General features: G+C 72.2%; 15 protein-coding genes and 1 pseudogene. 11 read left to right on the top strand and 5 right to left on the bottom strand.

Features of this window, described 5'->3' with window-relative positions:
* Positions 1–56: 56 nt before the first annotated feature.
* Both GFH48_RS09430 and GFH48_RS09425 read right to left on the bottom strand, forming a co-directional pair.
* Positions 57–275: a hypothetical protein gene (locus GFH48_RS09430; protein ID WP_148013015.1), complete on the bottom strand. Its 219-nt coding sequence runs from the start codon at positions 273–275 to the stop codon at positions 57–59.
* 121 nt (positions 276–396) lie between these two features.
* Positions 397–612, bottom strand: a complete 216-nt coding sequence (locus GFH48_RS09425; RefSeq protein ID WP_228120476.1) for a hypothetical protein — start codon at positions 610–612, stop codon at positions 397–399.
* A gap of 230 nt (positions 613–842) precedes the next feature.
* Here GFH48_RS09425 and GFH48_RS09420 point away from each other — a divergent pair, with 230 nt between their 5' ends.
* From GFH48_RS09420 to GFH48_RS09380, 9 genes are all read left to right on the top strand, one after another.
* Positions 843–1,238, top strand: coding sequence for a helix-turn-helix domain-containing protein (locus tag GFH48_RS09420; RefSeq protein WP_153287830.1), 396 nt, complete (start codon positions 843–845; stop codon positions 1,236–1,238).
* A gap of 348 nt (positions 1,239–1,586) precedes the next feature.
* Complete coding sequence (locus tag GFH48_RS09415; RefSeq protein WP_228120474.1) at positions 1,587–1,847, top strand: hypothetical protein; 261 nt, start codon at positions 1,587–1,589, stop codon at positions 1,845–1,847.
* Between the two features lie 291 nt (positions 1,848–2,138).
* Positions 2,139–2,972: a M55 family metallopeptidase gene (locus GFH48_RS09410; protein ID WP_153287829.1), complete on the top strand. Its 834-nt coding sequence runs from the start codon at positions 2,139–2,141 to the stop codon at positions 2,970–2,972.
* Positions 2,965–4,278, top strand: coding sequence for a M20/M25/M40 family metallo-hydrolase (locus tag GFH48_RS09405; RefSeq protein ID WP_153287828.1), 1,314 nt, complete (start codon positions 2,965–2,967; stop codon positions 4,276–4,278). Before GFH48_RS09410 ends, GFH48_RS09405 begins: the two co-directional genes overlap by 8 nt.
* 10 nt (positions 4,279–4,288) lie before the next feature.
* Positions 4,289–6,247, top strand: a complete 1,959-nt coding sequence (locus GFH48_RS09400; RefSeq protein ID WP_153287827.1) for a S9 family peptidase — start codon at positions 4,289–4,291, stop codon at positions 6,245–6,247.
* On the top strand, positions 6,244–7,170 hold the full coding sequence (locus GFH48_RS09395; RefSeq protein WP_153287826.1) for a S66 peptidase family protein: 927 nt from the start codon (positions 6,244–6,246) through the stop codon (positions 7,168–7,170). Before GFH48_RS09400 ends, GFH48_RS09395 begins: the two co-directional genes overlap by 4 nt.
* 201 nt (positions 7,171–7,371) lie before the next feature.
* Positions 7,372–7,620 (top strand): DUF1049 domain-containing protein, encoded by a 249-nt coding sequence (locus GFH48_RS09390; protein WP_153287825.1) that lies wholly within the window; start codon positions 7,372–7,374, stop codon positions 7,618–7,620.
* A 50-nt stretch (positions 7,621–7,670) separates the two neighbouring features.
* Positions 7,671–8,222 carry a GNAT family N-acetyltransferase gene (locus GFH48_RS09385; protein WP_153287824.1) on the top strand — a complete coding sequence of 184 codons (552 nt, stop codon included), beginning with the start codon at positions 7,671–7,673 and terminating at the stop codon, positions 8,220–8,222.
* A 131-nt stretch (positions 8,223–8,353) separates the two neighbouring features.
* A complete protein-coding gene (locus GFH48_RS09380; protein ID WP_153287823.1) occupies positions 8,354–10,357 on the top strand; it encodes a DUF5107 domain-containing protein in 2,004 nt (667 codons plus the stop codon).
* A gap of 94 nt (positions 10,358–10,451) precedes the next feature.
* On the opposite strand, the gene GFH48_RS09375 is transcribed toward GFH48_RS09380, so the two are convergent.
* The 3 genes and pseudogenes from GFH48_RS09375 to GFH48_RS09365 form a co-directional block, all read right to left on the bottom strand.
* Entirely contained in the window at positions 10,452–10,805 is a 354-nt protein-coding gene (locus tag GFH48_RS09375) for a VOC family protein (protein WP_153287822.1), read from the bottom strand.
* A gap of 159 nt (positions 10,806–10,964) precedes the next feature.
* Positions 10,965–11,786, bottom strand: a complete 822-nt coding sequence (locus tag GFH48_RS09370; RefSeq protein WP_153287821.1) for a class I SAM-dependent methyltransferase — start codon at positions 11,784–11,786, stop codon at positions 10,965–10,967.
* A gap of 103 nt (positions 11,787–11,889) precedes the next feature.
* Positions 11,890–12,477, bottom strand: a pseudogene (locus GFH48_RS09365) (phosphatase PAP2 family protein); the annotation flags it as partial.
* A 230-nt stretch (positions 12,478–12,707) separates the two neighbouring features.
* Here GFH48_RS09365 and GFH48_RS09360 point away from each other — a divergent pair.
* Together GFH48_RS09360 and GFH48_RS09355 are read left to right on the top strand one after the other, a co-directional pair.
* Complete coding sequence (locus GFH48_RS09360; RefSeq protein WP_153287819.1) at positions 12,708–14,327, top strand: ATP-binding cassette domain-containing protein; 1,620 nt, start codon at positions 12,708–12,710, stop codon at positions 14,325–14,327.
* Between the two features lie 252 nt (positions 14,328–14,579).
* Positions 14,580–14,816, top strand: a complete 237-nt coding sequence (locus GFH48_RS09355) for a DUF6158 family protein (protein WP_153287818.1) — start codon at positions 14,580–14,582, stop codon at positions 14,814–14,816.
* Positions 14,817–14,962: the final 146 nt, after the last annotated feature.

Here is a 14,962-nt window from a genome sequence, read left to right as displayed (position 1 = left end):
GGCGGACCGCGCCCGCCCCGGGCGCGGTCCGCCGAACAGCCGTTGCGCGGCGGGTGTTACTGCGAGACGTTGATCGCCTGGCTGGCGCTGGACTCGGCCACCGACCAGCTGGAGTGGTCGTTGAGCGCGGCGGACTCGTTGTGGGCGCTGATGTTGGCGACGTGCTTGGTCACGTTGGTGGTACGGCCGAAGCTGAACTTCAGGCGTCCGAGGGCCTCGCGACCGGGCAGCAGCTCGGCGGACTCGGACTGCAGCTCGTTCATGTCCATGCTCATGGGATGTCCTTTCGGGACGTGGTTCGTTGAGTGGTCGTGGTGGTGACGCGAGGACGGACGCGGGCATGGCGTCCGGTGTCGCGGAGGTGGGCGGAGACGCGGGCGGGCGTCCCGTGCCGGACTACTGCGAGACGTTGATGGCCTGGGCGGCGCTGGACGACGCGTCCGACCAACTGGAGTGGTCGTTGAGCGCGGCGGACTCGTTGTGGGCGCTGATGTTGGCGACGTGCTTGGTCACGTTGGTGGTACGGCCGAAGCTGAACTTCAGACGTCCGAGGGCCTCGCGACCGGGCAGCAGCTCGGCGGACTCGGTGTCGAGTTCACGGTTGTCCATCATGATCAATTCCCCCTCAGGGATAGACATTTCCGATCGAACGAAGGCAGGTTCCCCCCAAACTTCGTCCAATCTTGTCGGACGTGCTGTCCAACGAGATTGGACAGTAGTAGCCCCAGAGCTCGCCGCGCAAGCGGTTCGGGGAAAGACTTCTGGGGCCTGAGCGAAGCCCCACGTAGAATCGATCCCGCTTGGAAGAGTTCCGCCCGGCGGCGAGCAGGAAGTGACCATCGGTGGCCAACGCACTGCAGCAGATCATCAGAGATCGCCTCGACCGTGAGGGCTGGTCCTACGGAGAAGTGGCACGTCGGGGCGGCATCCCGCGCTCCACGGTCCATCACCTGGCGACGGCCGAGCGCGTGGTGCGCATGCCACAGCCCAGCACGCTGGAGGGGTTGTCCAAGGGGCTCGGACTGTCGTTGGACACGGTGCGCCGTGCCGCCGCGGAGGCCTGCGGCATTCACGTGTACGCGACGGACCCGGCGTCCGCCGTGGTGGACACCGGCGTCTCGGCCGATCCCGAGGTGGACCTGCTCATCGCGAGCGTCCAGCAGCTCTCCGTCGACGACCGGCGCCATGTCGCCGCGCTCGTGGAATCCCTCCTGGGCCGCGACGCCCACCGGGGCTGACCATCGGCCTGACGCCTGACGCCTGACGCCTGACGCCTGACGCCTGACGCCTGACGCCTGACGCCTGACGCCGGGCTCAGGGGGCCGGCGTCGCGTCGGGTGGTCCGGGCGTCGTCGGGGTGCCGGACCCGTCGCGGTCGGAGCGCGTCCTGGGCCGCGGTGTGCGTCGGACGCCGGCACCGCTCGGGAGCGAAGGGCTTGGACGCCTGGACGCCCGCTCCGGTTCCGCTTCCCGGGGATCCCGGTAAAAGAATCCAGAACCGCCGAAACCGGCAAGATCCACAGCTAGTCTCTCATTCTGCTCGGGGCACGTGAGCCGCACGACCCCTGTGTCACCCAGGGGGACATGTGCTGTTCGTGCACGGAGGACCCACCACCGCCGTGGTCCGGGGCAGTACCGGCGAGTCCGTCGTCCTGCTCTCCGGCGAACTGCCCGACATACTGACCGAGACCGCGCTCGCCGAACTCCTCGACCTCGCCGCCGCCGTCCTCAGTGAGCAGGAGCTGAAGCTCTTTCGCCGCTGCCTGGACGCGCTGGTGCGAGGGGAGGGCGGGACGCCGCGCCGCATCGAGCTGGACGGCGTCGTCCTGACCGTCTACGAGGACTGATCCCGACCGCGTTCACGCCTCGCACCGGACCCCGCACTCCGGGCCCCCGCCCCCGTGACCGGCGGGCGGCGCGCGCGAGGTCGCCCCGGCGCCGGGGTCCGCCGAAGCGACCCCCTCCCCGCGGCTCTCCGCGGTCGCCGTGAAACCCTGACCGCCGAACGGTCGCGAAGCGTGCGACGGGACCGGTTCGGGCGGCTATGTCCATGCATGGCGTCCTGGCCCGGCGCCGTGTCGCCGCGTAGCGTGACCCGACATGAACAAAGCCGCTGACCTGTGCGAAGAGGGTGTGTCGTGAAGATCCTCATCAGCGCCGACATGGAGGGCGCCACCGGGGTGACCTGGCCGGCCGACGTGCTGCCGGGGACACCGCAATGGGAGCGGTGCCGCTCGATGTTCACCTCGGACGTGAACGCCGCCGTACTCGGCTTCCTCGACGGTGGCGCCGACGAGGTGCTGATCAACGAGGCGCACTGGTCCATGCGGAATCTCCTGCTCGAACGACTCGACGAGAGAGCCGAGATGCTCACCGGCCGGCACAAGTCGCTGTCCATGGTGGAGGGCGTACAGCACGGCGACGTGGACGGGATCGCGTTCGTCGGCTACCACACGGGCGCCGGCATGGAGGGCGTCCTCGCCCACACCTACCTCGCGAACTCGATCACCGGGGTCTGGGTGAACGGTGTACGGGCCAGCGAGGGACTGCTCAACTCGCACGTGGTCGCCGAGTACGGCGTACCCGTCGTCCTCGTCACGGGCGACGACCTGGCCTGCGAGGACGCGCTCGGATACGCGCCGGAGGCGCTCAAGGTCGCCGTCAAGGACCATGTGTCGCGGTACGCGGCGGTGTGCCGGACACCGTCCCGGACCGCCGCCGACATCCGGGCCGCGGCCAAGGAGGCGGCGGCGCTGGCGGTACGGCACGAACCGGTGGCGGGCGGCCCGTTCACGGTGGCGCTGGAGTTCGACGCCGAGCACCTGTCGATGGCGGCCACCGTCGTACCGGGTGTGGAACGCACCGGCGAGCGGAGAGTGGCCTACACCAACGACACCATGTACGAGGCAATCCGCACCTTCAAGGCGGTCACCACGATCGTCTCGGCCGCGGTGGAGGAGCAGTATGGCTGACGAACAGGCACTGGACGAGGTCGTACGGTTCACCTCCGACCTCATCCGCATCGACACCACGAACCGGGGCGGCGGCGACTGCCAGGAGCGGCCGGCCGCCGAGTACGCCGCCGCGCTGCTCGCCGAGACAGGCGTCGAACCCGTCCTTCTGGAACGGACCAAGGGCCGTACGAACGTCGTCGCGCGCATCGAGGGCACCGACCCCTCCGCCGACGCGATGCTCGTCCACGGCCATCTCGACGTGGTGCCCGCGCAGGCCGAGGACTGGAGCGTGCACCCGTTCTCCGGGGAGATCCGAGACGGCGTCGTCTGGGGACGTGGCGCGGTCGACATGAAGAACATGGACGCGATGATCCTCGCGGTCCTGCGGGGCTGGAAGCGCCTCGGAGTGCGGCCCCGGCGCGACCTCGTGATCGCGTTCACCGCCGACGAGGAGGCGAGCGCGGAGGACGGGTCCGGGTTCCTCGCCGATCACCACCCGGAGCTCTTCGAGGGCTGCACGGAGGGCATCAGCGAGTCCGGTGCGTTCACCTTCCACGACGGCGGGGGCCGGGAGCTGTACCCGATCGGGGCGGGGGAGCGCGGCACCGGGTGGCTCAAGCTCACGGCGCGCGGGCGGGCCGGCCACGGCTCCAAGGTGAACCGGAACAACGCCGTGACCCACCTGGCCGCCGCGATCGCCAGGATCGGCGCGCACGAGTGGCCCCTCCGGCTCACACCGACCGTCCGCGCGGCCCTCGTCGAACTCGCCGCGCTGTACGGGATCGACGCGGACCTCGACGACCTCGGCGACGTGGACGAACTGCTGCGCAAGCTCGGCCCCGGCGCCGCGCTGGTCGAGGCCACCGTGCGCAACAGCGCCAACCCGACGATGCTCAGCGCCGGTTACAAGGTCAACGTGATTCCCGGAGAGGCCACCGCATACGTGGACGGCCGCCATCTCCCGGGTACCGAGGACGAGTTCCGCGCCACCCTCGACCAGCTGACGGGACCGGACGTGGAGTGGGAGTTCCACCACCGCGAGGTCGCCCTGCAGGCGCCGGTCGACTCGGTGACGTACCGCCGGATGCGGGCGGCGGTCGAGGAGTTCGCGCCCGGAGGGCACGTGGTCCCGTACTGCATGTCGGGCGGCACGGACGCCAAGCAGTTCTCGCGCCTCGGCATCACCGGCTACGGATTCGCGCCGCTGAGGCTGCCCGAGGGCTTCGACTACCAGGCGCTCTTCCACGGCGTCGACGAACGCGTTCCCGTCGAGGCACTGCACTTCGGCGTCCGCGTTCTCGACCGCTTCCTGCGTACGGCCTGAGGGGGACGGAATGCGGACACTGGCATACGGATCATGGCCCTCGCCCATCGACGCGGCGCTCGCCGCGGCACACGACGGGCACCCGGAGTTCGCCGGGTTCGTCGGCGACGAGGCCTGGTGGACCGAACCCCGGCCCGCCGAGGGCGGCCGGCGTACCCTCGTCCGGCGGCGCGCGGACGGCACACAGGAGTCGGTGCTGCCCGCCCCGTGGAACGTGCGCAGCCGCGTCATCGAGTACGGCGGACAGCCCTGGGCGGGGGAGATGCGCCCCGAGGGTCCGTTCGTGGTGTTCGTGAACTTCGCCGACCAGCGGCTGTACGCGTACGAGCCGGGTGCCGAACCCCGTCCCCTCACGCCCGTATCCCATGTCGGTGGCGGACTGCGCTGGGTCGACCCGCGGTTGCATCCCGACCGGGGCGAAGTGTGGTGCGTGATGGAGGAGTTCACCGGCGAGGGACCCACCGACGTACGACGGGTCGCAGCCGCGGTGCCGCTCGACGGGTCGGCCGCGCGGGACCGCGACGCCGTACGTGAACTCGCCGACGCACGCCACCGGTTCGTCACCGGACCACGGCTGTCGCCCGACGGCGCGCAGGCGGCCTGGCTCGCCTGGGACCACCCGCGGATGCCCTGGGACGGCACGGAACTCATCTTCGCGGACGTCGCCGAGGACGGCACCCTGCACACCCCGCGAGTGGTCGCGGGCGGCCCGGAGGAGTCGATCGCCCAGGCGGAGTGGGCCGCCGACGGCTCCCTGCTGTACGCGGGGGACCGCACCGGCTGGTGGAACCTGTACCGGCTCGGACGGGAGACACCGGTCTGCACCCGCGAGGAGGAGTTCGGCGGCCCGCTGTGGAAGATCGGGTACCGCTGGTTCGCGCCGCTTTCGAGCGGACTCGTGGCCGTCGTGCACGGACGGGGTGCCACCCGGCTCGGGATACTGGACCCGGAGACCGGCGAGGTCGTCGACGCGGCCGGCCCCTGGACCGAGTTCACGCCGACACTCGCCGTGCACGGCAGCCGCGTCCTGGGCGTCGGGGCCAGCCCGCGCAGCGCCTACGAGGTCGTCGAGCTCGACTTCCGTACCGGACGCGCCCGGGTGGTCGGTGCCGCCCACGACGACCCGGTGGACCCCGCGTACTACCCGGAGCCGCAGATCCGGACCTTCACCGGCCCCGCCGGCCGGGAGATCCACGCCCACGTCTATCCACCGCACCACCCCGACCAGGTCGCCCCCGGTGACGAACTGCCGCCCTACGTCGTCTGGGCGCACGGCGGCCCGACCGGCCGGGCCCCCCTCGTCCTCGACCTGGAGATCGCCTACTTCACCTCACGCGGCATCGGCGTCGCCGAGGTCAACTACGGCGGTTCGGCGGGACACGGCAGGGAGTACCGCAACCGGCTGCGCGAGCAGTGGGGCGTCGTCGACGTCGAGGACTGCGCGGCCGTCGCCGCCGCCCTCGCGGACGAGGGCACCGCCGACCGGCGGCGGCTCGCCATCCGCGGCGGCAGCGCGGGCGGCTGGACCTCCGCCGCGTCCCTCACGGCCACCGACGTCTACGCCTGCGGCACGATCCTCTACCCGATCCTCGACCTCACGAGCTGGGGCTCGGGTGAGACCCACGACTTCGAGTCCCAGTACCTGGAGTCGCTGATCGGTCCGCTCGCCGAGGTGCCGGGACGGTACGTGGAGCGTTCACCCGCCGAGCACGCCGACCGGATCACCGCGCCCTTCCTGCTCCTCCAGGGACTCGACGACCCCATCTGTCCGCCCGCGCAGTGCGAACGGTTCCTGTCCAGGATGGCGGGGCGCCACGTCCCGCACGCCTACATCGCCTTCGAGGGCGAGGGGCACGGATTCCGCCGTGCCGACACCATGGTGCGCGCCCTGGAGTCCGAACTCTCCCTGTACGCGCAGGTATTCGGCCTGAACCCGCCCGGCATTCCCACCCTGGAGCTCCTCAAGTGAAGTCCCTGACCCGTCCCGCCCGCCTCGCACCCGGGGCACGCGTCGCCGTCGTCTCGCCGAGCGGTCCCGTGCCCGAGGAGCGGCTGGAGGCGGGACTCGACCTGCTGCGGGGCTGGGACCTCGATCCGGTGGTGGCTCCCCATGTCCTGGACCGGCACACCGAGTTCAACTACCTCGCGGGCACCGACGCCCACCGGGCCGCCGACTTCCAGGCCGCCTGGTGCGACCCGGAGGTGTCCGCGGTGTTCTGTGCCCGCGGCGGCTACGGCGCGCAGCGCATGGTCGACCTCCTCGACTGGGACGCGATCCGCTCGGCGGGCCCCAAGGTGTTCCTCGGCTTCAGCGACATCACCACACTGCACGAGGCGTTCGCGACCCGCGCCGGGCTGGTCACCCTGCACGGACCGATGGTCGCGGCCCTCGACTTCCTGAAGAACGCGCGGACACAGGAACACCTGCGGGCGACGCTCTTCGAGCCCGAGACCGTGCGGACCCTCACGGCCGGCACGGGGGGCGCGCTGGTGCCGGGACGGGCCCGTGGTGTCACCCTCGGCGGCTGCGTCAGCCTGCTGGCCGCCGACCTCGGCACCCCGCACGCCCGTGCCTCCGCCCGGGGCGGGCTGCTGCTGATCGAGGACATCGGCGAGGAGGCCTACCGGCTGGACCGGATCCTCACCCAGCTCCTGCGCGCCGGATGGCTCGACCGGGTCGCCGGCATCGCGCTCGGCTCCTGGGTGGACTGCGGCCCGTACGAGGGAGTGCGGACCGTCTTCGCCGACCGGCTGGGGGGCCTCGGGGTGCCGGTCGTCGAACACTTCGGATTCGGCCACTGCGAAGGGGCCCTCACCGTCGCGTTCGGCGTCGGGGCGGAACTGGACGCGGACGCGGGGACGCTCACCCTGGACGAACCGGCACTCGCCTGAGGGCGCTCCCGCCGGCACCCTTCCGTCGCCCTTCGCGGGGCGGCCCCGCCGCGCCGCGGGAGCGCGCCGCTCGGGGTGGAGCCCGGCCCGGGGAGCGCGGTGGCCTCCCGGGGTGACCGGGAGATGAGGACAGGGTCTCGCCGGTCACCCGGAGGAACCTCCCACCGAGCGGACCACGGGCACGCGGCCCATGCTGGGCGCATGAGTCCGAAGACCCCCGACGCCTCCGCCACGAGCGGCGCGAAGAGCCGCGCCGGGCTGATGACACCGGGCAGAACCACCGTCATGGCGCTGGTCCTGCTCGCCATGGTCTTCGTCTTCGAGAACACCCGGAGCACGAAGATCCGGCTGCTGATCCCGGAAGTGACCACACCCCTGTGGATGGCGCTGCTGGGCACCGGGGCGATCGGCGCGCTGTGCGGGGCGTACTCCACGAGGCGACGGCCGTGAGAACGTGGAGACCACGCGGCCGCAGAGCGGCGGCGGCGTACTGTGGCCGGATGCCTGAGAACGACTCCCCCTATCTGGCCCAGGGCCCCCGCGCGGGCATACGGCACTTCGCCTACGAGGACGCCGCCGAGTTCACCGCGCGGGTCCGCGAGAGCAAGGCCCTGCACCAGCCCTGGCTCTTCCCGCCGGGGAGCCCCGACGCCTACGCGGCGTACGCGGGACGGCTCATCAAGGACCCCACGAAGGCCGGTTTCCTCGTCTGTGAACGGGACGGCGGGGCCGTCGCCGGATTCATCAACATCAACAACATCGTCGAGGGCGGCTTTCTGAGCGGGGCGCTCGGGTACGGGGCCTTCGCGCACGCCGCGGGACGCGGGCTCATGTCCGAGGGGCTCGGACTCGTGGTCCGGTACGCCTTCACGACGATGGGGCTGCACCGGCTGGAGATCAACGTCCAGCCCGGGAACGCCGCGTCGATCGCGCTCGCCCGGCGCTGCGGATTCCGGCTGGAGGGCTTCTCACCGGCCTTCATCCACATCGACGGTGCCTGGCGCGACCACGAACGCTGGGCGATCACCGCGGAGATGACTGCCACCCCGTGACCCGCCCGCGCCCGGTACGGCCGCCGCGGGCCAGCCTGTGCCCCGGGCCGGGCGTCCCGGCCGCCTTTGCGCAATCCTGACCGTATCCTGACGAGCGGAACCCCTGGTCAGGTGGGCGATGTCGCGCTTCCATGGTCGTCGTGACGACGATCCGACGTGACGTAATGACGCTGCCGTCAGCGGAGTTGGGCCCCAGCAACCCGCTGCCGCCGCTGCGGCCACTCGACGAGGCGCATCGCGTCGACGACCGGGACCGCGAGGCACTTCCCCGCGACATGGCCCGGCAGATCGGCTACGAACCCCTGCGCGACGTCCTGCCGGAGCGCGTCCGGGACGGCTACGGCAGACACCGCACGTCCCGCACGACCGACACGATCGTGATCGAGAACGACCGGCTGCGGGTCACCGTGCTGCCGTCCCGCGGGGGCCGGGTCGCCTCCCTCTTCCACAAGCCCTCGCAGCGCGAACTCCTCTACCGCAACCCGGTGTTCCAGCCCGCCTGCTTCGCGCTCAACGGCGCCTGGTTCTCCGGCGGCATCGAGTGGAACATCGGCGCGACCGGCCACACCACGCTGTCCTGCGCACCCGTCCACGCGGCCCGGGTCACGGCCCCCGACGGCGGCGAGATGCTGCGCCTGTGGGAGTGGGAACGGCTGCGCGACCTGCCCTTCCAGGTCGACCTGTGGCTGCCGGACGGGTCGGACTTCCTCCATGTCGGTGTCCGCGTCCGCAATCCGCACGAGAAGCCCGCCCCCGTGTACTGGTGGTCCAACATCGCCGTCCCCGAGCGGCGCAGGGTGCTGGTCCCGGCGGACGAGGCCTGGCACTTCGGCTACGAGCGGCGGCTGCGCCGGGTGCCGGTACCGGAGCACGAGGGCGTCGACCGCACCCGGCCGCCGCGCGCCGACCTCCCCGCCGACTACTTCTACGAACTGCCCGACGGGCAGCGCCGCTGGATCGCCGCGCTCGACGACGCGGGTGAGGGGCTCGTGCAGACGTCCACCGACGTGCTGCGCGGACGCAAGCTGTTCGTCTGGGGTTCCGGTGCGGGCGGCCGGCGCTGGCAGGAATGGCTCACCGAGCCCGGCACCGGGGGCTACTGCGAGATCCAGGCCGGGCTCGCCCGCACCCAGCTGGAGCATGTGCGGCTGGACGCGGAGAGCGAGGTGACCTGGCTGGAGTCGTACGGTCCGCTGGCGGCGGACGACGCGAGCGCGCGGACGGTCCACGGGACCGACTGGGCGGCGGCGCGGGCGGAGGTGGAGGACCGGCTGGAGCGTGCCCTGCCACGGGCCGACGTCGAGGCGGCGTACGCGGCCTGGCTCCCGCACGCCGACACGGAACCCGGCGAGGTGCTCCACGCGGGGTCCGGCTGGGGCGCCCTCGAAGTGCTGCGCGCCGGCCACAAGCCCGCGGGGACGCCGTTCGACGAGTCCACCCTCGGAGAGGCGCAGGCGCCATGGGTGGAACTGCTCAGGACCGGTGCCTTTCCCGAGCCGCGACGGGTCGGGCCGCCGGGCGAGACGCTCGTCGCCCCGCACTGGCGCGACATGCTGGAGACGGCGCCCGCCAAGCCGCTCACCGAGTACCACCTCGGTGTCGCCCAGTGGCATGCCGGTGATGTCGCGCAGGCGGTGCGCAGCTGGGAACGCGCACTCGAACTCGCGCCGTCGCTCTGGCCGTTGTTGCGCTGCCTGGCCGTCGCGGACCAGCAGGCGGGCAACCGGGAGCGGGCCGCCGACCGGTACGCCGACGCCTTCGACGACCTGTGCCGGGAACGGCGTGACGACGGTGCGGTGTGGACTGCGGCCATGGCCGCGCTCGGCCGGGAGACGCTGGCCGCCCTGCTCGGGGTGCGGCGGACGGCGGAGGCGCGGACGGTCTGGCGGCGGCTGCGGCCCGTGATCCGTGAACGGGGCCGGTTCCGGCTGATCGAGGCGGAGTTGCTGCTCGCCGAGGGGGACCGGGAGGGAGCGCGGGCGGTCTTCGACGCGGGGTTCGAGGTGGCCGATCTGCGGGAGGGGGCCGAGGCGATCGGTGTGCTGTGGGCCCGGCTGACCGACGAGGCACTGCCCGCGCGGTACGACTTCCGGATGCGGCCGCCGGTGACGGAGTGGCGCGCCGATCCGGACTGAAGTCCCCTCGTCCGCCCTCGCGGGCCGGGGGGCCGACGCGGGCCGGTCCGCCCCGCTCCCCGGCCCGCCGGGGCGGGGCCACAGGAGGGACGGGTCAACGGTCCGTCCCGCGGTCCACGTACTCGTACACGACCCCGTCCGGATGCATGGCGATCAGATTGCGGCCCGCGGGCGTCCCCACGGGCCCCGCCAGAATGTGCGCGCCGAGCTCACGGAGTACCCGGCCGGCCTCCTCGACGTCCTTGACGGCGATGGTCGCGGCCACCTTGCGCAGGACGTCGAGCTCGGCCGCCGGTCCGCTCATCAGCAGGAAGCAGCCGACCGCGGCGACCGACACGCCCCCGCGCTCGAACCGCAGGGCACGTGTGCCCGCCAGTCTCTCGTAGAAGGGGACCGAAGCCTCCAGGTCGTCGACGCAGATACGCAACGTGGTTCCCAGAATCTCCATACGGGCGAGCCTAGTTGGGGCGACCCGGGGAGGAGATCGTTTCGCGCGCATCATCGAGCGGGCGGTTCGTCCGCCGCCGAGCGGGAGGTTCACCCGTCGCCGAGGGGGAGGTCCCGTCCCCTCGGCCGGGAGGTGCACCCGTACCCTCGGCCGGGAGGGTCACCTGTCCTTGCGGCAGAGGATCTCCCCGTGCAGCACGGAGAACCAGCCGTCCTCCCGTCGTCCCCACTCGCGCCAGGCCTCCGACACGGCCCGCAGTCGCCCGGTGGTCGCGTGGCCGCCCTCGGTGGCCCGGTCCGCGTACGCCGAGGCCAGGGTGCGATCGGCCCACAGCCCGCTCCACCACTCCCGCTCGGCCTCGGTGGCGAAGGTCCAGGTGCTCGACGTCGCGGTGATGTCCGTGATGCCGGCGGCCAGCGCCCACGACCTGAGACGGCGCCCCGCCGCCGGCTCGCCCCCGTTGGCGCGGGCGACGCGCAGGTACAGGTCCTGCCAGTCGGTCATGCCCGGGACCTCGGGATACCAGGTCATGGCCGAGTAGTCCGCGTCGCGCACGGCGATGAAACCGCCCGGCTTGGTGACGCGGCGCATCTCGCGCAGCGCCTGCACCGGGTCACCCACGTGCTGCAGCACCTGGTGGGCGTGGACGACGCAGAAGGTGTCGTCCGGGAAGTCCAGCGCGTGCACGTCCGCGACCCCGAAATCCACGTTCCGCAGGCCGCGGCCGGCCGCCGTGGCACGGGCCTGGTCCAGGATCCCCGGTGCGTGGTCGACCCCGGTGACCTGTCCGTCCGGAACCAGTTCCGCCAGGTCGGCGGTGATGGTGCCGGGCCCGCAGCCGATGTCCAGGATCTTCATGTGGGGCTTGAGCGAGTCGAGCAGATAGGCCGCGGAGTTGGCGGCGGTGCGCCAGGTGTGCGAGCGCAGTACGGACTCGTGGTGGCCGTGTGTGTAGACGGCGGTCTCCCGCGGTTTCGGCATGACCGTTCCCCTTCGTCTCTTCCCGTCGGTCATGGATCACCGTACGCCCGCGTGTCGGATGGTGAGACCTGCGTCTTACGATGTGGACCGCACATCCTCAGTGGCGGCCGTGCTCCGGGAGCAGCCTCCGTACCGCGAACGCGGCGGCCGCGCCCAGGGCCGCGCCCGCGAGGACGTCGCTCGGGAAATGGGCGCCGGTGTAGACGCGGGACAGGGCCACCGCGGTGGCGAGCGGTGCCACCGCCGCGCCCCAGCCGTGCGACTCCAGTGCCACCCCCGTCGCGAAGGCGGCGGCCGACGCGGAGTGTCCCGACGGGAACGAGGTGGTGATCGGCTGGCGCTTGAGCCGGCGCGCCTGGGGGACCGGGGCGAGTGACGGGCGGGGGCGGCGCACCGTGCGTTTGCCGACGGTGTTGATCGTGGCGGAGGCGAGACTCAGCGAGGCGAGACCCCGCGCCGCGGCACGGCGTGCGTGGGGGGTGCGGGTGGCGGCGAGGGCCGCCGCGGTGGCGAACCACAGCAGGCCGTGGTTCGCGCTGTGGCTCAGTTTCGGCAGGAAGCGGTCGCCCCCTGGCCAGTGACGGGACGCGACGGCCTCGAAGAGACGGGAGTCCGCCGTCAGGAAGCGGCTCCGGAGGGGGTGAGGGCCAGGGGGACCGGTGGTGAGGTCGATGTCAGGGGTGGTGGTCATGGGGTGCGACTACCCCCGCCGGGACGTTTTCCGCCCTCACCGCCCAGCACCGCCCCCGGTCGGCCCACGTCGGCCCGGAGACGGGGTGTGTTCCCGGCGGGGGCGGGGCGCGGACCCGGGCTTCGGCGGGCGTACGGGGATCCGTGGCGGGCCCCTCCGCCGAACGCGGTGGTCCACCCCTCGGATATGGGTTTGCCGGGTGGACCCGCCTCCACGGAGAATGCCTCACCATGGGACACCTCGAAGCCGCACATCTTGAGTACTACCTTCCCGACGGGAGGGCGCTGCTCGGCGATGTGTCGTTTCGGGTGGGGGAAGGGGCCGTCGTCGCCCTGGTCGGACCCAACGGAGCGGGCAAGACCACGCTGCTGCGGCTGATCTCGGGGGAGCTGAAGCCGCACGGGGGGACCGTAACCGTCGGTGGCGGCCTGGGTGTGATGCGCCAGTTCGTGGGCTCGGTACGGGACGAGACGACCGTGCGGGACCTGCTCGTGTCCGTGGCACCGCCCCGCATCCGGCAGGCCGCGAAGGCCGTCGACGCCGCCGAGCACGATCTCATGACCGTCGACGACGAGGCCTCCCAGCTCCGCTACGCGCAGGCGCTGTCCGACTGGGCCGAGGTGCGCGGATACGAGTCCGAGACGCTCTGGGACATGTGCACCACGGCCGCGCTGGGCGTCCCGTACGAGAAGGCGCAGTGGCGTCTGGTGCGGACGCTGTCCGGCGGCGAGCAGAAGCGGCTGGTGCTCGAAGCCCTGCTGCGCGGCACCGACGAGGTACTGCTCCTCGACGAGCCGGACAACTATCTCGACGTACCGGGAAAGCGCTGGCTGGAGGAGCGGCTCAAGGAGACCCGCAAGACCGTGCTGTTCGTCTCCCACGACCGGGAGCTGCTGGCGCGCGCCGCCGAGAAGATCGTCAGCGTCGAGCCCAGCCCGGCCGGTGCCGACGCCTGGGTGCACGGCGGGGGCTTCGCGACGTACCACGAGGCCCGCCAGGAGCGCTTCGCGCGTTTCGAGGAACTGCGCAGGCGCTGGGACGAGAAGCACGCCCAGCTGAAGAAGCTCGTGCTGAATCTGCGTCAGGCCGCCTCCATCAGCCATGAGCTGGCGTCCCGCTACCAGGCCGCGCAGACCCGGCTGAGAAAGTTCGAGGAGGCCGGCCCGCCGCCGGAGCCGCCGCGCGAGCAGGACATCAGGATGCGGCTGCACGGCGGACGGACGGGTGTGCGGGCCATCACCTGCCAGGGGCTCGAACTCACCGGTCTGATGAACCCCTTCGACCTGGAGGTCTTCTACGGCGAGCGCGTCGCCGTCCTCGGGTCCAACGGCTCGGGGAAGTCGCACTTCCTGCGCCTGCTCGCGGGCGGCTCGGTCGCGCACACCGGCGCGTGGAAACTCGGCGCGCGGGTCGTCGCGGGGCACTTCGCGCAGACGCACGCCCACCCCGAACTGGAAGGCCGCACGCTCCTCGACATCCTGTGGAGCGAGCACTCCCAGGACCGGGGCGCCGCGATGTCCCGACTGCGCCGCTACGAGCTGACCGCCCAGGCCGAGCAGAAGTTCGAGAAGCTCTCCGGCGGCCAGCAGGCCCGCTTCCAGATCCTGCTGCTGGAGCTGGAGGGCTCCACCGCCCTGCTGCTGGACGAGCCGACCGACAACCTCGACCTGGAGTCGGCGGAGGCACTCCAGGAGGGCCTGGAGGCGTACGAGGGGACGGTCCTCGCGGTCACCCACGACCGCTGGTTCGCCCGCTCCTTCGACCGCTACCTGGTCTTCGGTTCCGACGGCCGGATCCGGGAGACGCCGGAGCCCGTCTGGGACGAGCGGCGCGTGGAGCGCGCCCGCTAGAGCGCACCCGGCGGCCGGGGGCGGGCGCCTCCGGCGGTTCCGGGCCGCGCGGTCGTTCCCGGTGGTCGGGGGCGTGCCACCGTGGGCCCGGGACGCCCGTGGAATGCCCGGGACCCCGGATGTTCGTAGAGTGGAGGGAGGACGGCGAGATCCATGGTTCCCTCCCGGACGCCGCTCGGGTGCCGCTCGCGGGGGTGTGTGCCCGGCGGGCACCGGGACCACGCCGCAGGACACGACGAGCGGGGTACCACCATGACCGGAGTCGACCCGGACCGGCTGGACGACCAGCAGCTGATGAGAGAGCTGGAGACGATCCACCGGACGCGCCACGACACGCTGCTCCACGGCTCGAACGACGCGCTGCGGACCCACAACGTGCGCATGGCCCAGCTGGAGGGCGAGTACCTGCGCCGTCACCCGCGCCGTCCGGTCGCCCCGGGCCGGACCCGCGAGGGAGCCCGGGACCGGGTCTTCGGAAGCGCCGTCTGAACCCTCCCGGTGGCGTCGTGACGTCCTCCGGCGCACCGGGCGGTACCAGGGACTCCGTCGTACCCATGAGTTCCGTCGTACCCAGGGTCTGTGCCGTGCTCAGGGTCGCCGTCGCCGTCGTACCCGGTCGCGACCCTGGGCAGGTG

The organism is Streptomyces fagopyri (assembly GCF_009498275.1).
Classification (GTDB): domain Bacteria; phylum Actinomycetota; class Actinomycetes; order Streptomycetales; family Streptomycetaceae; genus Streptomyces; species Streptomyces fagopyri.
The sequence above is the reverse complement of the archived record's forward strand: the minus strand, read 5'-3'. Positions and strand labels throughout refer to the sequence as shown.